The sequence below is a fragment of the Paracoccus tibetensis genome (genome assembly GCF_900102505.1).
Taxonomy (GTDB): Bacteria; Pseudomonadota; Alphaproteobacteria; order Rhodobacterales; family Rhodobacteraceae; genus Paracoccus; species Paracoccus tibetensis.
This window is the reverse complement of the sequence record NZ_FMVT01000005.1, coordinates 236,687-253,298: the sequence shown is the minus strand read 5'-3', so window position 1 is coordinate 253,298 and position 16,612 is coordinate 236,687. Positions and strand designations below refer to the sequence as shown.

20 protein-coding genes and 1 tRNA gene are annotated in these 16,612 nt (G+C 69.6%); 7 read left to right on the top strand and 14 right to left on the bottom strand.

Annotated elements, in window-relative coordinates; genetic code table 11:
• Positions 1-50: 50 nt before the first annotated feature.
• From hpf to BLP73_RS09115, 3 genes are all read left to right on the top strand, one after another.
• Positions 51-626 carry a ribosome hibernation-promoting factor, HPF/YfiA family gene (hpf, locus tag BLP73_RS09125; protein ID WP_090743124.1) on the top strand — a complete coding sequence of 192 codons (576 nt, stop codon included), beginning with the start codon at positions 51-53 and terminating at the stop codon, positions 624-626.
• A gap of 81 nt (positions 627-707) precedes the next feature.
• Entirely contained in the window at positions 708-1,172 is a 465-nt protein-coding gene (locus BLP73_RS09120) for a PTS sugar transporter subunit IIA (protein WP_090742859.1), read from the top strand.
• A 59-nt stretch (positions 1,173-1,231) separates the two neighbouring features.
• A complete protein-coding gene (locus BLP73_RS09115; RefSeq protein ID WP_090742856.1) occupies positions 1,232-1,420 on the top strand; it encodes a hypothetical protein in 189 nt (62 codons plus the stop codon).
• Between the two features lie 24 nt (positions 1,421-1,444).
• Here BLP73_RS09115 and BLP73_RS09110 read toward each other — a convergent pair whose 3' ends face one another.
• Both BLP73_RS09110 and BLP73_RS09105 read right to left on the bottom strand, forming a co-directional pair.
• Complete coding sequence (locus tag BLP73_RS09110; protein WP_090742853.1) at positions 1,445-1,681, bottom strand: Lrp/AsnC family transcriptional regulator; 237 nt, start codon at positions 1,679-1,681, stop codon at positions 1,445-1,447.
• Between the two features lie 26 nt (positions 1,682-1,707).
• On the bottom strand, positions 1,708-3,084 hold the full coding sequence (locus BLP73_RS09105) for an MATE family efflux transporter (protein WP_090742850.1): 1,377 nt from the start codon (positions 3,082-3,084) through the stop codon (positions 1,708-1,710).
• A gap of 128 nt (positions 3,085-3,212) precedes the next feature.
• Here BLP73_RS09105 and BLP73_RS09100 point away from each other — a divergent pair, with 128 nt between their 5' ends.
• Genes BLP73_RS09100 through plsY form a run of 3 tightly spaced genes read left to right on the top strand, consistent with a single transcriptional unit; the run spans position 3,213 to position 6,045 of the window.
• The gene (locus BLP73_RS09100) at positions 3,213-4,172 is read left to right on the top strand and encodes an aspartate carbamoyltransferase catalytic subunit (RefSeq protein WP_090742847.1); all 960 of its coding nucleotides are present in this window, start codon (positions 3,213-3,215) and stop codon (positions 4,170-4,172) included.
• On the top strand, positions 4,172-5,467 hold the full coding sequence (pyrC, locus tag BLP73_RS09095; protein WP_090742845.1) for a dihydroorotase: 1,296 nt from the start codon (positions 4,172-4,174) through the stop codon (positions 5,465-5,467). The genes BLP73_RS09100 and pyrC overlap by 1 nt, the downstream gene beginning before the upstream one ends.
• Positions 5,413-6,045, top strand: coding sequence for a glycerol-3-phosphate 1-O-acyltransferase PlsY (plsY, locus tag BLP73_RS09090; protein ID WP_090742842.1), 633 nt, complete (start codon positions 5,413-5,415; stop codon positions 6,043-6,045). Before pyrC ends, plsY begins: the two co-directional genes overlap by 55 nt.
• A gap of 3 nt (positions 6,046-6,048) precedes the next feature.
• Here plsY and BLP73_RS09085 read toward each other — a convergent pair whose 3' ends face one another.
• From BLP73_RS09085 to BLP73_RS09030, 12 genes are all read right to left on the bottom strand, one after another.
• On the bottom strand, positions 6,049-6,471 hold the full coding sequence (locus BLP73_RS09085) for a hypothetical protein (RefSeq protein WP_090742839.1): 423 nt from the start codon (positions 6,469-6,471) through the stop codon (positions 6,049-6,051).
• Between the two features lie 121 nt (positions 6,472-6,592).
• Positions 6,593-7,963 (bottom strand): glutamate--cysteine ligase, encoded by a 1,371-nt coding sequence (locus BLP73_RS09080; protein WP_090742834.1) that lies wholly within the window; start codon positions 7,961-7,963, stop codon positions 6,593-6,595.
• Between the two features lie 67 nt (positions 7,964-8,030).
• Entirely contained in the window at positions 8,031-8,537 is a 507-nt protein-coding gene (locus BLP73_RS09075) for a hypothetical protein (protein WP_090742831.1), read from the bottom strand.
• 40 nt (positions 8,538-8,577) lie between these two features.
• A complete protein-coding gene (locus tag BLP73_RS09070) occupies positions 8,578-9,012 on the bottom strand; it encodes a molybdenum cofactor biosynthesis protein MoaE (RefSeq protein ID WP_090742828.1) in 435 nt (144 codons plus the stop codon).
• Positions 9,013-9,015: 3 nt separating this feature from the next.
• A complete protein-coding gene (moaD, locus tag BLP73_RS09065; RefSeq protein ID WP_090742825.1) occupies positions 9,016-9,267 on the bottom strand; it encodes a molybdopterin converting factor subunit 1 in 252 nt (83 codons plus the stop codon).
• A complete protein-coding gene (gene pgsA, locus BLP73_RS09060; RefSeq protein WP_090742822.1) occupies positions 9,257-9,889 on the bottom strand; it encodes a CDP-diacylglycerol--glycerol-3-phosphate 3-phosphatidyltransferase in 633 nt (210 codons plus the stop codon). The genes moaD and pgsA overlap by 11 nt, the downstream gene beginning before the upstream one ends.
• A 71-nt stretch (positions 9,890-9,960) precedes the next feature.
• A complete protein-coding gene (locus tag BLP73_RS09055; protein WP_090742819.1) occupies positions 9,961-10,341 on the bottom strand; it encodes a hypothetical protein in 381 nt (126 codons plus the stop codon).
• Positions 10,342-10,574: 233 nt separating this feature from the next.
• The gene (gene uvrC / locus BLP73_RS09050; RefSeq protein ID WP_090742816.1) at positions 10,575-12,425 is read right to left on the bottom strand and encodes an excinuclease ABC subunit UvrC; all 1,851 of its coding nucleotides are present in this window, start codon (positions 12,423-12,425) and stop codon (positions 10,575-10,577) included.
• 298 nt (positions 12,426-12,723) lie between these two features.
• A complete protein-coding gene (locus tag BLP73_RS09045) occupies positions 12,724-13,500 on the bottom strand; it encodes an SDR family oxidoreductase (protein WP_090742813.1) in 777 nt (258 codons plus the stop codon).
• Positions 13,497-14,423 carry a calcium/sodium antiporter gene (locus BLP73_RS09040; protein WP_090742810.1) on the bottom strand — a complete coding sequence of 309 codons (927 nt, stop codon included), beginning with the start codon at positions 14,421-14,423 and terminating at the stop codon, positions 13,497-13,499. The genes BLP73_RS09045 and BLP73_RS09040 overlap by 4 nt, the downstream gene beginning before the upstream one ends.
• 102 nt (positions 14,424-14,525) lie before the next feature.
• Positions 14,526-15,335 carry a S49 family peptidase gene (locus BLP73_RS09035; RefSeq protein ID WP_090742807.1) on the bottom strand — a complete coding sequence of 270 codons (810 nt, stop codon included), beginning with the start codon at positions 15,333-15,335 and terminating at the stop codon, positions 14,526-14,528.
• A 47-nt stretch (positions 15,336-15,382) separates the two neighbouring features.
• On the bottom strand, positions 15,383-16,408 hold the full coding sequence (locus tag BLP73_RS09030) for a LacI family DNA-binding transcriptional regulator (protein ID WP_090743121.1): 1,026 nt from the start codon (positions 16,406-16,408) through the stop codon (positions 15,383-15,385).
• A gap of 110 nt (positions 16,409-16,518) precedes the next feature.
• On the opposite strand from BLP73_RS09030, the gene BLP73_RS09025 reads away from it, so the two are divergent.
• A tRNA-Arg gene (locus BLP73_RS09025) sits at positions 16,519-16,595 on the top strand.
• Positions 16,596-16,612: the final 17 nt, after the last annotated feature.

The following is a 16,612-nucleotide window of genomic DNA, read 5'->3' as shown; positions in this document are numbered from 1 at the left end:
GCGGCGCTGCGATGGCGGGCCGGGCGCCGGGCAACAGAAGAGGAGGCATGATGCGCTATACCATCAGCGGAAAACACATCGACGTGGGCGATGCCCTGACGACGCATGTCCAATCCGAACTGGGCGAGACGATCGAGAAATACTCTCAGCGTCCCACCGATGCGACGGTGACCTTTTCCCGGGACGCACATCAATTCACCTGCGACGCCGTGGTGCACCTGTCCACGGGGCTGACCGTGCAGTCCCGCGCGGCCGCCAACGAGGTCTATGCCGCCTTCGAGGCCTGCCGCGAGCGGATGGACAAGCAGCTGCGCCGCTACAAGCGCCGGCTCAAGGACCACCACAAGGACCGCGTCGAGCCCGTTGTGTTCGGCGAGGCCGGCAGCTATGTGCTGGCCGCCGAGGATGAGGATTCGGATCAGCAGGCGGACAGCCGCGAGCCGATCATCATCGCCGAGATGGAAAGCCGCGTGCCGACGCTGTCGGTCGGGGATGCGGTGATGCAGATGGAACTGGCCGGGGCGCCGCTGTTGGTGTTCCGGAACGAGAAACATGGCGGCGTGAACGTCGTCCACCGCCGCGACGACGGCAACGTGGGCTGGATCGACCCCCGCGGCAACGGCTGAGCCGGCCGCCGCACGCCGCAGAACCCTGATCGCCCCCGGCACGCGTGCGCGGGGGCGAGATGCTTGGAAAGACGCGAACGCATGCAACTTGGCGAAATCCTCAAGCCCGGCGCGGTGCGCTCGCTGGCGCAGGTCACCTCGAAGAAGCGGCTGTTCCAGGAACTGGCCGAGCTAGCCCATGCCGAATACGGGCTTGGCGCCTCGGAGGTCCTGGACGCGCTGCAGGAGCGCGAGAGCCTCGGCCCCACCGGCGTCGGTCAGGGCGTGGCGCTGCCCCATGCCCGGCTGCACGGACTCGAGCAGGTGGCCGGCCTGTTCCTGCGGCTGGACAAGCCGCTGGACTTCGACGCGGTGGACCGCCAGCCGGTCGATCTGATCTTCGCGATCCTCGCGCCCGAGACCGGCGGCGTCGATCACCTGAAGGCGCTGGCGCTGGTCTCGCGGACGCTGCGCGATTCGGACCTGCGCGCGAAGCTGCGCGCCAACGACGATCCGGTGGCGCTGCACGCGGTCCTTTCGGCCGCGCAGGGCATCAAGGCCGCCTGAGGGCTTCTATTGGGGCCGAACCGGCCCTATGTTGGCCTCTCCAAGAGAGGAGGCCCGACATGACCAGACATATCGGCGACAAGACCCGGCACAATGGCCAGGGACGCCTGCGCGAATATTTGCGGCAAGAGCGCGAGGCGCAGCTGCATCCCGCGGTGCGCGCCCTGATCAGCCGCCCCAAGGCGCAGGCGGGCGGGGCGCGGCAGGTGCGCGAATTCGCCCGGATCGAGCGCGGCCGGCTGGCCTGAGCCGCGCACCAGTCGGAAGCGCGCTCAGAACGCCCGGAACGTCATCGTGGTCAGCGTGCGGCTGATATGGGGGATGTCGAAAAGCCGCTCGGACAGGTAGCGGCCGACGTCCTCCTCTTCGGGGATGTAGACCTTCGCGATCAGGTCGAAGTCGCCCGAGGTCGAGAACAGCTCGCTGACCACTTCGCGGTCATAGATGGCCTCGGCGACCTGGTAGGTCTTGCCGGGCTCGCAGCGGAACTGGACGAAGACTGCGCGCATGTGGCCCTCCTGCTTTGGCCGGCAGGTTAGACCGCCGCCGCCGCGCGGGTCCAGTCCCCGCGGGCATGGCCCCGCCAGAAGCGCCGCATCAGCAGGATCGCCGCGACCGTCAGCCCGACGCAGAGGCCCAGCCACAGCCCGGCCGGTCCCAGTCCGACCGGGAAGGCCAGCGCCCAGGCCACCGGCATCCCGACGACCCAGTAGCTGAAGCCCGCGATCCACATCGGCACGCGCGTGTCGTGCACGCCTCGCAGGAAGCCGAGCGCGATGACCTGGAAGGCGTCGGTCAGCTGGAACAGCGCCGCGAACAGCAGCAGCATCGCGCCAAGCGCCACGATCCGCCCCGCCTGCGGGTCCGCCGGGTCGAGATACAGGCGCACCAGCTGCTCGGCGAACAGCAGGTAGATGGCGATGGCGACCAGCGCGAAGGCCAGCGACAGCCAGATCACCGTCACCGCCGCGTCGCGCATCCAGGCCGCGTCGCCGCGTCCCTTGGCCTGCCCGACCCGCACCGTCGCGGCGTTGGACAGCCCCAGATGCGCCATGAAGGTGATCGAGGTGATCTGCAGCGCGATCCCGTGCGCCGCCAGCTCGGCCGTGCCGATCCAGCCCATCATCAGGTTCGAGGCGACGAACAGCCCGCCCTCGGCCACCATGGTCAGCCCGATGGGCCAGCCGATCCGCGCGATCTGCGCCATCGCCTGCCAGTCCGGCCGCCAGAAGCGCTGCATCAGGTTGTATTTCCGCGCCATCGGCAGCCATTGGGCATAGGCGAGCAGCAGCGCCAGCTGGACGACCTGCACCGTCACGCTGGCGATGGCCGCGCCGCGCACGCCCAGTTCGGGCGCGCCGAGATTGCCGAAGATCAGCACCCAGTTGAGAAACAGGTTCAGCGGCAGCCCGGCCAGCGTCACCCACATGACGACCTGCGTCCGCTCGAGCGCGGCTAGGTAGGAGGAGAGCGTCAGCTGCCACAGCACGACGCCCAGACCCCAGCCCGCGATCCGCAGATATTCCTGCGACAGCGCCGAGACGACGGGCGTCTGCCCGAGCGCCAGCAAGATCGGCTCGGAAAACCACATCAGCGGCATGACCAGCAGCCCGAAACCCGCCGAGAGCCACAGCGCCATGCGCGCGCCGCGCCGGACCTCGGTGCCCTGACCCGCCGCGACATGGCTGGCGATCAGGCCCAGAACGCCCGTGCCGAAGCCCATTCCCAGAAAGAACAGGATGTGGAAGAACGAGGTCGCGATGACCAGCGCGGCCAGCGGTTCGACCCCGTACCAGCCGATCATCACCGTGTCGCCCACGCCGATGGCCATGCGCGCCAGGTGGCTGCCGATCAGCGGCAGGCCAAGCGACAGCGTCGCAATGACATGGGGGCGATAACGATGCGGCAACATGGCTCCGCCATAGCCCGCCGCCTTTGCATGGACAAGAGGCAGTTGCACAGCCTGCAAGAGCCGTCCCGGCTTGCCGGCTTCCCGCCCGTCTGCGATAGAAGCGGCCAAGTCCGACGATGAGGCCGCACATGATCTTTCGCGCCCGCCACCTGCTGGGCATCGACCATCTGAAGCCGGACGAGATCCTGACGCTGCTGGACCTGGCCGAGGATTACGTTGCCCTCAACCGCCGCACCGTCAAGCATTCGGACGCGCTGGCGGGGATGACCCAGATCAACATGTTCTTCGAGAACTCGACCCGCACCCAGGCCAGCTTCGAGCTGGCGGGCAAGCGGCTCGGGGCCGACGTGATGAACATGGCGGTGGCGCAGTCGTCTGTGAAGAAGGGCGAGACGCTGATCGACACGGCGCTGACGCTGAACGCGATGCAGCCCGACCTCTTGGTGGTGCGGCACCCCCATTCCGGCGCCGTGAACCTGCTGGCGGAAAAGGTGAACTGCGCCGTCATCAACGCAGGCGACGGCCGGCACGAGCATCCGACGCAGGCGCTGCTGGACGCGCTGACCATCCGCCGCGCCAAGGGGCGGCTGCACCGCCTGACCATCGCCATCTGCGGCGACATCGCCCATAGCCGCGTCGCCCGCTCGAACCTGATCCTGCTGGGCAAGATGGAGAACCGCATCCGCCTGATCGGTCCTGCCACCCTGATGCCGGCGGGGGTCGCCGAGATGGGCGTCGAGCTTTACGAGGACATGCGCGAGGGGCTGAAGGGTGCCGACGTGGTGATGATGCTGCGCCTTCAGAAAGAGCGGATGGATGGCGGCTTCATCCCGTCCGAGCGCGAGTATTTCCACCGCTTCGGCCTCGATGCCGAAAAGCTGGCGCTGGCGGCGGAGGACGCCATCGTCATGCATCCCGGCCCGATGAACCGCGGGGTCGAGATCGACGGCACCATCGCCGACGACATCAACCGCAGCGTGATCCAGGACCAGGTCGAGATGGGCGTCGCCGTCCGCATGGCCGCGCTGGACCTTCTGGCCCGCAACCTGCGCGCCACCCGCGGCCGCGCGGCGGCAGGAGAGGCCTGATGGACATCCTTTTCCAGAACGCCCGCCTGATCGACCCCGAGGCGCAGACCGACGCTCCTGGCAGCCTTTTCGTCCGCGACGGCCGCATCGCCGGCCACGGCGCCCCCGAGGAACTCGCCCCCGAAAGCGCAGCCGTCATCGACTGCCGCGGCCGCGCCCTGGCGCCGGGCCTGATAGACTGGGGCGTCAAGATCGGCGAGCCGGGCGAGCGCCACAAGGAAAGCTTTCGCAGCGCGGGCCGTGCCGCCGCAGCCGGAGGCGTCACCACCCTCATCGCCCGCCCTGACACTTCGCCCCCCATCGACAATCCCGAGGCGCTGGAATTCGTCGCCCGCCGCGCTGCGGACGCGCCCGTGAACATCCGCCACATGGCCGCCCTGACCAAGGGCCGCGAGGGGCGCGAGATGGTCGAGATCGGCTTCCTCACCGACCTTGGCGCCGTCGCCTTCACCGATGGCGTGCGCACGCTTCGCGACAGCAAGCTGATGGGCCGCTGCATGACCTATGCGCGCGGCCTCGATGCGCTGATCGTCGGCCATCCGCAGGACCCGAGCCTCTCCGCCGGGGCGGCGGCGACCTCGGGCAAGTTCGCCTCGCTTTACGGCATCCCGGCCGTCTCGCCGATGGCCGAGGTGATGGGCCTCGACCGCGACCTTGCGCTGACCGCGATGACGCGCGGGCGCTACCACGCCGACCAGATCACGACGGCGGGCGCGCTGCCTGCGCTGATCCGCGCCCGCGAGGCGGGGCTGGACGTGACCGCCGGAATCTCGATCCACCACCTGACGCTGAACGAGTTCGACGTCGGCGATTACCGCACCTTCTTCCGCTTCACCCCTCCTCTGCGGTCCGAGGAGGACCGGCAGGCGATGGTCCAGGCCGTCGCGGACGGCCTCATCGACGTGATCGCCAGCTTCCACACCCCACAGGACGAGGAATCCAAGCGCCTGCCCTTCGAGGCGGCCGCCCCCGGCGCTGTCGGCCTGCAGACGCTGCTCCCCGCGGCGATGCGCCTCTATCACCAGGGTGGCCTCAGCCTGCCGCAGCTGTTCCGCGCGTTGTCGCTGAACCCGGCCCGCCGCCTCGGGCTGGAGGCCGGGCGCCTCACCCCCGGCGCCCCGGCCGACCTGGTCCTCTTCGACCCGGACGCGCCCTTCGTCCTCGACCGCTTCGCGCTTCTGTCGAAGTCGAAGAACACGCCCTTCGACGGCGCGCGGATGCAGGGCCGCGTGCTGGGCACATGGGTCGGCGGCCGCTCGGTCTTCGCCGGCACGACGTTGGGAGAACACGCGTGAGCCTCATCCTCTGGACGCTGGCGGGCTATCTGCTTGGCGCGGTGCCCTTTGGGCTGGTCATCGCCCGCGCGCTCGGGCTTGGCGATCTGCGCAAGATCGGCTCGGGCAATATCGGCGCCACGAACGTGCTGCGGACGGGCAACAAGCCCGCGGCCCTCGCGACGCTGCTGCTCGACTCGGGCAAGGGCGCGATCGCGGTCCTGCTGGCGCGCCACTTCGCCGGGGAGGAGGCCGCGCTTCTGGCCGGTGCCGCGGCCTTTCTCGGGCACTGTTTCCCCATCTGGCTGGGCTTCAAGGGTGGCAAGGGGGTCGCGACCTTTCTCGGCACGCTGATCGCGCTCAGCTGGCCCGTCGGACTGGTCGCCTGCGCCACCTGGGCGCTGACGGCGGCGATCAGCCGCATCTCGAGCCTCAGCGCGCTGATGGCCGCGGTGCTGGCGCCGCTATTCGCCTTCGCGCTCGGCCGCGGCGATGTCGCCCTGGCCGCCGCCTTCATGGGCGTGCTGATCTTCATCCGCCACCATGCCAACATCACGCGGCTGATGCAGGGCACCGAGCCGCGGATCGGTCGCAAGTAGCGCCTAGCGCTCGGCCACCAGCACCCGGCCCGCCGGGCGGGCGGGACGCGCGGGCGCGGCCATCGCCGCCTCGCGTAGGCCGGGTGCGCGGAAGGGGCCCTGCACGGGAGCCGCGGCTTCCGCGGCCGGGACAGGCGCATCGGCCTCCTCGGCCTCTTCCTCCAGCATCACCGGTGCTTGTCCTGCCATCCGTTCCAGCGCCTGAACGCCGCGCCGCGCCGAGGCGGCGAGCGAGATCATCGCGAGGCAGGCACCCGCCAAGAGGACAAGGATCACCAGCGCCACGATCCCGACGAGGATCGGCATCGGCGGTATCCCTTCGGCCCGGGCGACCATCACCGCGACCGTCGCCACCACGGCCATCACACCCAGCACGAACAGGCCGGCGACAAGCCGTCCCATCCAGACCATCACATCGTCACGCATCGAACTGCCCCGCTCGTTTTGCTCACGGGTGACACCGTCGAGAGGGGCGATCAAGCGCCCCGTTCTCACCTTATCGTGCGTCCGGCGGCAGCCGGGGGGCAGAGCGCATCAGCCCATCCGCCTAGTAGGAATACTCGCCATAGATCCGGCTCAGATCGCCCGCCCAGGGGCCGCGATACTTCTCGAGCAGCTCGTCGGCGGGCACCTTGCCGCTGTCGACGCTTTCCTTCAGCGCGTTCAGGAAATGCGTCTCGTCCGGCACCAGGCCGCCGCTGCCGGGCATCGCCCGCGCCTTCAGCCCGGCCTCGGCGATGGACAGAACCTCGCGCGCCAGGTCGTGCATGCGGATGCCGTTCACCTCGGCGGCCAGCGCGTCCCGACCCGCGGCCACGCGCAGGGCCTCGCGCGTCTCGGCGTCCCAGCCCTTGACCAGATCCCAGGCCGCGTCCAGCGCGCCCTGGTCATAGGTAAGCCCGACCCACAGCGCGGGCAGCGCGCAGAGCCGACGCCACGGACCGCCATCCGCGCCCCGCATCTCGATGTATTTCTTCACCCGCGCCTCGGGGAAGACGGTGGTCATGTGGTCGGCCCAATCCGACAGGGTCGGCACCTCGCCCGGCAGGGCGGGCAGGCGGCCGTCGAGGAAATCGCGGAAGCTCTGCCCGAGGGCGTCGATATACTTGCCGTCGCGATAGACGAAATACATCGGCACGTTCAGGACGTAATCCACCCAGGCCTCGTAGCCGAAGCCGTCCTCGAAGACGAAGGGCAGCATGCCCGTGCGCGCCGCGTCGAGGTTCTGCCAGATATGCGCCCGCCAGGACTTCATCCCGTTGGGCTTGCCGTCGAGGAAGGGCGAGTTCGCGAAAAGGGCCGTCGCCACCGGCTGCAGCGCCAGCGCCACGCGCATCTTCTGGACCATGTCGGCCTCGGAGGCGAAGTCCAGGTTCACCTGCACCGTGCAGGTCCGGTACATCATCTGCGTGCCGAGCGTGCCGACGCGGCCCATGTAGTCGGTCATCAGCCGGTAACGCCCCTTGGGCATCATCGGCATGTCGTCCTGACCCCAAATGGGTGCGGCACCGAGGCCGATGAAGCCCGCGCCGATGTCGCGGGCCACCGCCTCGACCTCGGCCAGGTGGCTGTTCACCTCGTCGCAGGTCTGGTGGATCGTTTCCAGCGGCGCGCCCGACAGCTCCAGCTGCCCCCCCGGCTCGAGGCTGACATTCGCGCCGTCGCGCGTCAGGCCGATGAGGTTGCCGGCCTCCAGCACGGGCTGCCAGCCGAAGCGCTGCTGCAGCCCCTCGAGCATCGCCTTGATCGAGGCCGGGCCATCGTAGGGCAGGGGCATCTTGCGGGCGAGGTCATAGCCGAACTTCTCGTGCTCGGTCCCGATGCGCCAGTCGGCCTTCGGCTTCTCGCCACTGGCGATGTAGGCGGCCAGCTGATCGCGATGCTCGATGGGGCCGCCGCCCTCCTGGGGAATGGACATGGGTGGTGGCCTCTATCTTCTGTTGCCGGCCACAGGTGGCAAGCGAGGTTGGCCAAGTCAAGCTGCCTCAGCCGGGCCTCCGCCAAACGGCGTGCATCGTGGCGCGGCCCGCCGCGACGGCCTGAAGCGCCTGCGCGGCCTCTCCGAGGCGGAAGCCGGGCAGGGCGGCGAAGCCGTCGGCCAGGGCGCCGGCCCCCGCCGCGTCGGCCGGGATCGCCAGCATGTCGCCCGCCTCGTTCCGCAATCGCCAGACGGCGCGGCCGTCCTGCCGGACGAGGCGGATCTCGACCAGCTCGCGCAGCGCCATCTCGGCGCCCGGCAGGGGCGCGCGGTAGTAGCGCACCGCGCCCTCGATCAGCTCGACAAGGCCCTCGGCCGCGATGGCGCGGCGGAAGGGCAGGCGCCGCCAGGCGCCATGGGCCAGAAGCGCGCCCGCCAGCATCACGACCCCGCCCACCACCGCCAAGATCCAGCCGCCGCGCGTCGCCAGCCACAGACCCGCCAGCGTGACGGCCAGATGGGCCAGCAGCTCGGCATGGACGCGGAAGGCGCGGCGCAGCTCGGGGCGGATCATCGCGGCGCAGCCGGGCGGTGCGCGCGGGCAGGAAAGATCGCTACCACCGCGTCAGCGCCGCCTCGTCGCTGTCCTTCGCCTCGACCCAACGGGCGGCGCCGCCCACATCGATCTCGCGCTTCCAGAAGGGGGCGCGGGATTTCAGCCAGTCCATCAGGTAGGCGGCGCCGTCGAAGGCGGCGTGGCGGTGGCGGGCGGCGGCGGCGACCATCATGATCTCGGCCCCCACGGGCAGGCGGCCGAAGCGGTGGACGATGCGCCAGCCGGTCAGCTGGAAGCGGCGCGCGGCCTCGGCGCCGTAATCGGCCAGCGCGCGCTCGGTCATGCCGGGATAATGCTCGATCTCGAGCGCCTCGAGCCGGCCGCTGTCGTCGCGCACGATGCCGGTGAAGCTGACCAGTGCGCCGGCGCCGGCCTCCAGCCCCGCCAGCTCATCGGCGAGGACGAAGGGGGCGGTCTGCACGCGCGCGCTCATGGCTCAGCCGCCGGTCATGGGCGGGAAGAAGGCGATCTCGCGCGCCTCGCCCAGGGGCGCATCCAGATCGGCGAATTGCTGGTCCAGCGCGCAGCGCAGGGCCTTGAGGTCGGCGAAGGCGGCGGCATGGGCGGGCGAGGCGGCCGCGCGTTCGGCGACCAGCTCGCGCACGGTCGCGGCCTCGGTCTCGACCGTCTCGCGCGCAGCGCCGACGCGTTCGCGCAGGGATGCGAAGTAGAGGATGTCACGCCTCACCGCGCGGCTCCTTCAGATGGGGCAGGGCCTTGGTGAAGTAGTCCCAGCCCGTGATCGCCGTCAGCACCGCCGCCAGCCAGATCAGCACGAGCCCGGCATGCGTGGCGAGCGCGGCCCAGCTGCCCGACCAGATCAGCGCACCCTCGCCCGCGCGGGGCGGGCGGCCATGCTCGACAAGCTGCAGGCCGGTGCCGAGGAAGAGGACCGCGATGGCGACCATCTGGAAGGTCGTCTTCCACTTGGCGAGGCTGGTCACCTTCAGCGTCCGCGAGCGGTCGCCGAGGAACTCGCGCAGGCCCGAAACGAAGACCTCGCGGAAGAGGATGACGGTGACGGGCAGGATCAGCCAGGGGTTCATGCCGGAATAGCCGGTGATGACGACGAGCGCGATCACCACCATCGCCTTGTCCGCGATCGGGTCCATCGCCGCGCCGAAGCGGCTCTCCTGCTTCCAGGCGCGGGCGAGATAGCCGTCGAACCAGTCGGTGATCGCGGCCAGCAGGAACAGGGTCAGGGCCGCCCAATCCGCCCAGGGCCGGTGGAAATAGAGGAACATCAGCGGCACGCCGGGCGCTGCCAGAAGCCGCATCAGGGTCAGGATGTTGGGAAGGTTCCAGCGCATGGCCGCACGCTATGCGCTGGCGCGGCGGTTGGAAAGGGGCAAGGCGGCGCAGCCCTGCCCCGGTGCGGGCGTCAGGCAGGCTCCAGCTCGGGAAACAGCTCGAAGCTGCGGCCCTCGACGGTCAGGCGCAGCGCCTTGATGCGCTGCTCGCCGAAGCGCTGCGTGCGCCGGCCGACGACATGGACGCTATCGCCCGGCAGAAGCGCGGCGCGCGTCAGCCCGAGGCTCTGGTTGCGCCGCCGGTCGGCCAGCTCGACTGTCCAGTTCCGCCCGTCGGGGCCGCGGACGTTCAGCGTGGGATCGGCGGAATCAAGGCTGGCATCGATGACAATGCCGTCGAGGCGCGTCTGCGACGGCTTGAACTCGGCCCAGATGTCGCCGAGCGGGAGCGGGCTTGCCGCGAGGCCCGCGGAGGCGAACATGGACTGGCCGGACATGCGGTCGAGGGTCATGGTGGTCTCCTGTGTTGCGGGGTGGACACAACAACCTTAGCGCGTTTTTTCTCCTCTTGCGCGGCAGGATAATACCACCGCTCCGGCGCGGTTGTCGCAGTGGAGAAAACCCGCGCAGCACAGGCGGATAGGCGCCGGATGTCGCGGACGAGTGGCGCCTTGCGGCCGCACCCCAGCAATTGCACGACGTCCCGAAGCGGCTTTCGAGGCGCGAGGGGCGGCCCCGCAGCGAATCACCCCTTCGCGTGGAAGTGGTCGTAGACCTTCTGCGCGATGGTGGCCGAGATGCCGGGCGCCGCCTGCAGGTCCGTCAGCCCCGCCCGGCTGACCGCTTTGGCGCTGCCGAAATGCGTGAGCAGCGCGCGCTTGCGGGCGGCGCCGATGCCCGCGATCTCGTCCAGAGGGTTCGCCATGACCGACTTCGCCCGCCGGGCGCGGTGCGTGCCGATCGCCCATCGGTGCGCCTCGTCCCGCAGGCGCTGGATGAAGTAGAGCACCGGGTCGTTCATCCTGAGCGCGAAGGGGCGCTGGCCGGGGCGGTGAAACTCTTCCTTGCCCTGGTCGCGGTCGATGCCCTTGGCGACGCCGATGACCGGGATGTCCTCGACCCCCTGCTCGGCCAGGATCATGGACACGGCCGAGACCTGCCCGGCGCCGCCGTCGATCAGCAGAAGATCCGGCCACGCCTCGGTCTGCCGGTCGGGGTCCTCCTTCAGAAGGCGCGAGAAGCGGCGGGTCAGGACCTCCTTCATCATGCCGAAGTCGTCGCCCGGCGTGATCTCGGTGCCCTTGATGTTGAACTTGCGATACTGGTTCTTCATCCAGCCTTCCGGCCCCGCGACGATCATGCCGCCGACCGCGTTCGTGCCCATGATGTGGCTGTTGTCATAGACCTCGATCCGCCGCGGCGGGGCGGGCAGCTCGAACGCCTCGGCCAGCCCTTCCAGCAGGCGCAGCTGCGTCGCGCTTTCCGACATGCGCCGGGCGAGGCTTTCGCGGGCGTTGCGCAGGGCGTTGGTGACCAGCTCCTGCTTCTCGCCGCGCTGAGGGACAAGCATCTCGACCTTGCGCCGCGCGCGCTCGGAGAGGAGGGCGGCGGTCAGCTCGGGGTCCTCGGGCGGGTGCGACAGCAGCAGCTGCCGCGGGGGCGGCTTGTCGTCGTAGAACTGCACGAGGAAGGCCTGCATCACCTCGTCCGCGCTCTCGGCCCCGCCGAGGCGCGGATAGAAGTCGCGGTTGCCCCAGCTCTGGTTGCCGCGAATGAAGAAGACCTGCACGCAGGCCTGTCCGCTTTCCATGTGCAGCGCGACGATGTCCGCCTCGGACACGCCCTTGGGGTTGATCGCCTGCACCGACTGGACGGCCGTCAGCGCCTTGATCCGGTCGCGCAGGGCCGCCGCGCGCTCGTATTCCATGTTCTCGGCCGCCGCCGCCATCTCGGTCGCGAGATTGGCCTGGATGGTCGTTGTCTTGCCTTGCAGGAAGCGCTCGGCATCGGCGACGAGGCCGGCGTAATCGGTCTGGCTGATGCGGCCGGTGCAGGGGGCGCTGCAGCGCTTGATCTGGTAGAGCAGGCACGGCCGGCTGCGGCTTTCGAAGGTGCTGTCGGTGCAGTTGCGCAGCAGGAAGACGCGCTGCAGCTGGGTCAGCGTGCGGTTCACCGCGCCGGCGCTGGCGAAGGGGCCGTAGTAGTCGCCCTTCTCCGACTTCGCGCCGCGATGCTTCTTGATCTGCGCGAAGGGGTGGGACTTGGCCACCAGGATGTTCGGGAAGCTCTTGTCGTCGCGCAGAAGCACGTTGTAGCGCGGCTTGAGCTGCTTGATGAGGTTCTGCTCGAGCAGCAGCGCCTCGGTCTCGGTCCGCGTGGTCAGGAACATCATGCTGGCCGTCTCGCGGATCATCCGCGCGATCCGCGCCGAATGGCCCGAGGGGCGCGCATAGTTCGACACCCGCGCCTTCAGGTCGCGGGCCTTGCCGACATAGAGCACGGCCTGGGCAGCATCCAGCATCCGGTAGACGCCGGGGCTGGAATCGAGCGTGCGGAGATAGTCCTGGATCAGCGCGTGGCCGGTTTTCTGTGTCATCGTCGTCAGGTTGGTGATTCTTGCGGGTGCTGCAAGTTCCGGGGCAGGAGATCAAGCGAGAAGCTGTCCACGCGTTCTGTGGATAACTCTGTGGGCGGGCTGTGAGGGAGGCGGGCCTCATCCAGCAATCGTTACAGTTTCGTAAATGTGCCCCATTTTTAGGCAGGTATCTAACCAGCTGTTAAGACGACACATTTTTCTTTGGCTGCCCGAAGGGACGGAAAAGTCGTGAAGAATCCGACGCATCCGGCGGCTCCGAGGGGCAGGGTGGACAAATGGCCGCCCATAGGCCTGCGGGCTATTCCCGGCCCAACACGTCGGGCGTCCGCCAGGCCAGGTGCTGGCCGCCGTCGACGCAGATCAGCTGCCCGGTCACGGCCGGCGATTCGAGAAAGAAGGCAAGCGCGCGCACGATCCCCTCGGGGTCCGAGCCGCGGCCGAGGATGGTGTTAGCGCGCTGCGCGGCGAAGTGGCTCTCGCTCTGGCGGCTGCCGATAAGGGTCGGGCCGGGGCCGATGGCGTTGACGCGGATGGCGGGGGCCAGCGCCTGCGCGGCGGTCCGCGTCAGCGACCAGAGCGCCGCCTTGGCGACCGAGTAGGTCATGAACTCGGGCGTCGGCTTCAGGACGCGCTGATCGACGATGTTGACGACCAGCGCCTGCGCCACCGGCTCTCCGGCCTCGTCACGGAGTGGCGCGGGAGCCTGGGCCGCGAAGGCCTGGATCAGCTGGAACGGCGCGCGCAGGTTCGAGCCGATGTGGCGGTCCCAGCCCTCCATCGTCGCGCTGCGGATGTTGTCGTATTCGAAGATCGAGGCGTTGTTGACCAGCACGTGCAGCTGCCCCATCGCCGCGGCGATCTCGGGGATCAGTTCCGCCGCACGCCCGGCGTCCAGAAGGTCTGCCTGGAAGGTCCTGGCCTTCACCCCGAGGGCGCGGGCGTCGCTGGCCGTCGCCTCGGCCGCCTCGGCCGAGCCGGCATAGTGGATGGCAAGGTCATGGCCCTGCGCGGCGAGGTGCAGCGCCATCGCCCGGCCGAGCCGCTTGGCCGCCCCCGTGACCAGCGCCACGCTCATAGCAGCACCCAGACATAGGCGCCGTATGCCGCCAGCAGGGCGGCGCCCACGGCGCGTCCCATGGTGATGCCGCGGAAGAGGAACGGCGCCAGCAGGGCCGAACTGGCCAGCATCACCCACAGGTCGAGGCGCAGCATCTCGGGCGGGATGGGCAGCGGCGCGAAGAGGGCGGTGATCCCGAGGATCGACAGAATGTTGAAGATGTTCGATCCCACGACGTTCCCGAGCGCCATGTCCGAGCGCCCCCTGAGCGCCGAGGCGACCGAGGCCGCCATCTCGGGCAGCGAGGTGCCGATGGCGACGAGGGTGAGGCCGATCACCATCTCGGTCACGCCGAAGGCACGGGCGATGTCGGTCGCGCCGCGCACCAGCAGGTCCGCGCCGGCGGGCAGCAGCACGAGCCCTCCCGCCAGCCACAGGATGATCTTGCCCCACCGGGCGCCCAAGGCCGCGCCCTCGATCTCGCCCACCTCGTCCGGCTTCGCGGTCGTCAGCTGCCGCCAGAGGATCACGGCCAGCGCCGCCAGCAGGATCACCCCGTCCCACCGGCCGAGCGCACCCATGAAAGCCAGCGCGATCAGCAGCAGGGACGCCGCCATCATCATCCCCCAGCTTTCGCGCAGGTCATGTCCGCGCGTCACGATGGGCGCGACCAGCGCCGTCGCCCCCAGGATGATCAGGATGTTGGCGATGTTCGAGCCGACGACGTTGCCGAGCGCGATGTCGGTCGATCCGCGCCAAGCCGCCGACAGCGAGACCAGAAGCTCGGGCGCCGAGGTGCCGAAGGCCACCACCGTCAGACCCACGACCAGCGGCGTGATCCCGAGGCGCAGGGACAGGTTCACCGCCCCTTTAACCAGCAGATCGCCACCCACGACCAGCAGGGCGAGGCCGCCCAGAACCAGCAAAACGTCAAGAACCACGCTTGATCCCCAGGTATTTCAGCAGCGCCCTTCGGAATGCCGGGCCGCGCAGCAAGGCCATGACCACCATGACCAGAAGGAACAGCACGACGACGCGGATGCTCATCCGCCGGTTCCGAAGCGCTGGAAGGCCGCACGATCCTCGGCCGCGTCGAACAGCGCCTCGGCCGACAGCCCGAGACGGCGCAGCAGGGGCCGGCGCATCCCGTAGACCTCGAACCGGACCTTGTCGCCGTGAAGCTGCTTCATCTTCGGCACCAGGTGACCGATCCCGTCGGCAAGGCCCAGCTCGACCGCCTGCCGCCCGGCCCAGAACTCGCCGGTGAAAAGATCGCGCCCGCTGGCCAGGCGCGTGCCCCTGCGGGCGGTCACATGGCGCTTGAACGCCTCGTGGATCGGGTCCAGCACGCGGTGCAGGCGCTCGACATCCTCGGGCTTTTGCGGGCGGAACGGGTCCAGTGTCGATTTCGAGCGGCCGGCGGTGTGGACGCGCCGCTCGATGCCCCAACGCTCGATCAGCTGGTGAAAGCCGAAGCCCGCCGAGATGACCCCGATCGAGCCGAGGATCGAGCTGTCGTCGGCCCAGATCTCGTCGGCCGCGCAGGCCAGCCAGTAGCCGCCCGAGGCCGCGACGTCCTCGACGAAGGCATGGACGGGCACGCCGGTCTCGTCCGCGAGGCGCCGGATGCGGGCCGCGATCAGCGAGGATTGCACGGGCGAGCCGCCGGGCGAGTTGATCGCCAGCGCGACCGCCACCGGCGTGCCGCGGCGGAAGGCCCGCTCGATCACGGGGGCGAGCGCCGCGTCGCTGAGGCCGCCGGCGCGCCCGGCACCGCCGATGGCGCCGGTCAGCCGGACGACCGCGACCCGGGGGCGCGGCGGAAAGAAGCGGGAGAGGAAGGGGATGCGCATGGCCCGAGACTTAGGCGCAGCCTGGCGTGCCGACAAGATGGATCCGCTCAGGACAGGGTGCCGCGGATGGTGTCGCCCGGCAGGAAGGTCGGCGTCAGCGCGATGATCCGGTCCTCGGGTCGCGCGTCCTTGCCCGCCACCAGCCGCGCCGCGCGCCGCCCCACATCCACGCGCCGCGCATCGGTCGTCGCCAGCCGCACCGGCAGCCCGTCCAGCAGATCGACGCCGTTGAAGCCGGCCAGCCCAATGCGGTTGGGGATGTCATAGCCCTTGTCGAGGCAGTAGAGCAGCCCGCCCGCCCCGATCATGTCGTTGGAGTAGTAGAGGAAGTCCAGATCCGGCGCCCGCGTCAGGATGCGCTCGGTCAGCTCGCGTCCCTTCAGCAGGGACGAGCCGCCCTGATAATATTCCCGCGCCTCCAGCGGCACGCCCGCCGCAGCCAGCGCCTGCTCGAAGCCCGAGAGGCGTTTGCGGGCGCGGTGGTCCTCGGGCATGTGGGTGCCGACGAAGCCGATGCGCCGGTAGCCGGCGGCCAGGATGCGCTCGGCCATCTCGCGCCCGGCGCGCAGGTGCGAGATGCCGACCAGCGTGTCGATGCCGGTGCCGTCCACGTCCATGATCTCGACCACCGGGATGCCCGAATTCTCGAGCATCGCGCGCGAGGCGCTGCTGTGCTCGAGCCCGGCGAGGATCACGCCCGAGGGGCGCCAGGACAGCATGTCGTAAAGCACCATCTCCTCGCGCGCGGGCGAGTAGTTGGTGACGCCGATGACGGGCTGCAGCCCGGTGTCGTCCAGCTCGGCCGAGATGCCGCCCAGAACGTCGGGAAAGACCAGGTTCGACAGCGACGGGATGACCACCGCGACCAGGTTCACGCGCTGGCTGGCCAGCCCGCCGGCGATCTTGTTGGGCACGTAGCCGAGGGTCTTGGCGGCGGTCAGCACCTTCTCGCGCGTCGCGGCCGAGACATCCCCGCGGTTCCGCAGCACGCGGCTGACGGTCATCTCGGAGACGCCCGACGCCTCGGACACATCGCGAAGCGTCAGGGGGCGCCGGGGACGAGGGGTGTTCATGTTCATGCCGTTCCGCAAGGGTTCGGGCGATGTTAGCCGTGGCCTTGCAAGCGGGCAATGGCGCTGCACGCTTGCCCGAGCTGCCGGCAACGGCTAAACGCAGAAACGGCGGCCCCGTGGCTCAACTGGATAGAGCAGCCCCCTCCTAAGGGGCAGGTTACAGGTTCAAGTCCTGTCGGGGTCACCAAATCGTTATGATGACGA

Bases quoted from the DNA above. Each gene is read 5' to 3' on its own strand.
- hpf (WP_090743124.1), top strand. From the start codon at position 51: ATGCGCTATACCATCAGCGGAAAACACATCGACGTGGGCGATGCCCTG.
- BLP73_RS09120 (WP_090742859.1), top strand. From the start codon at position 708: ATGCAACTTGGCGAAATCCTCAAGCCCGGCGCGGTGCGCTCGCTGGCG.
- BLP73_RS09115 (WP_090742856.1), top strand. From the start codon at position 1,232: ATGACCAGACATATCGGCGACAAGACCCGGCACAATGGCCAGGGACGC.
- BLP73_RS09110 (WP_090742853.1), bottom strand. From the start codon at position 1,681: ATGCGCGCAGTCTTCGTCCAGTTCCGCTGCGAGCCCGGCAAGACCTAC.
- BLP73_RS09105 (WP_090742850.1), bottom strand. From the start codon at position 3,084: ATGTTGCCGCATCGTTATCGCCCCCATGTCATTGCGACGCTGTCGCTT.
- BLP73_RS09100 (WP_090742847.1), top strand. From the start codon at position 3,213: ATGATCTTTCGCGCCCGCCACCTGCTGGGCATCGACCATCTGAAGCCG.
- pyrC (WP_090742845.1), top strand. From the start codon at position 4,172: ATGGACATCCTTTTCCAGAACGCCCGCCTGATCGACCCCGAGGCGCAG.
- plsY (WP_090742842.1), top strand. From the start codon at position 5,413: ATGGGTCGGCGGCCGCTCGGTCTTCGCCGGCACGACGTTGGGAGAACA.
- BLP73_RS09085 (WP_090742839.1), bottom strand. From the start codon at position 6,471: ATGCGTGACGATGTGATGGTCTGGATGGGACGGCTTGTCGCCGGCCTG.
- BLP73_RS09080 (WP_090742834.1), bottom strand. From the start codon at position 7,963: ATGTCCATTCCCCAGGAGGGCGGCGGCCCCATCGAGCATCGCGATCAG.
- BLP73_RS09075 (WP_090742831.1), bottom strand. From the start codon at position 8,537: ATGATCCGCCCCGAGCTGCGCCGCGCCTTCCGCGTCCATGCCGAGCTG.
- BLP73_RS09070 (WP_090742828.1), bottom strand. From the start codon at position 9,012: ATGAGCGCGCGCGTGCAGACCGCCCCCTTCGTCCTCGCCGATGAGCTG.
- pgsA (WP_090742822.1), bottom strand. From the start codon at position 9,889: ATGCGCTGGAACCTTCCCAACATCCTGACCCTGATGCGGCTTCTGGCA.
- BLP73_RS09055 (WP_090742819.1), bottom strand. From the start codon at position 10,341: ATGACCCTCGACCGCATGTCCGGCCAGTCCATGTTCGCCTCCGCGGGC.
- uvrC (WP_090742816.1), bottom strand. From the start codon at position 12,425: ATGACACAGAAAACCGGCCACGCGCTGATCCAGGACTATCTCCGCACG.
- BLP73_RS09045 (WP_090742813.1), bottom strand. From the start codon at position 13,500: ATGAGCGTGGCGCTGGTCACGGGGGCGGCCAAGCGGCTCGGCCGGGCG.
- BLP73_RS09035 (WP_090742807.1), bottom strand. From the start codon at position 15,335: ATGCGCATCCCCTTCCTCTCCCGCTTCTTTCCGCCGCGCCCCCGGGTC.
- BLP73_RS09030 (WP_090743121.1), bottom strand. From the start codon at position 16,408: ATGAACACCCCTCGTCCCCGGCGCCCCCTGACGCTTCGCGATGTGTCC.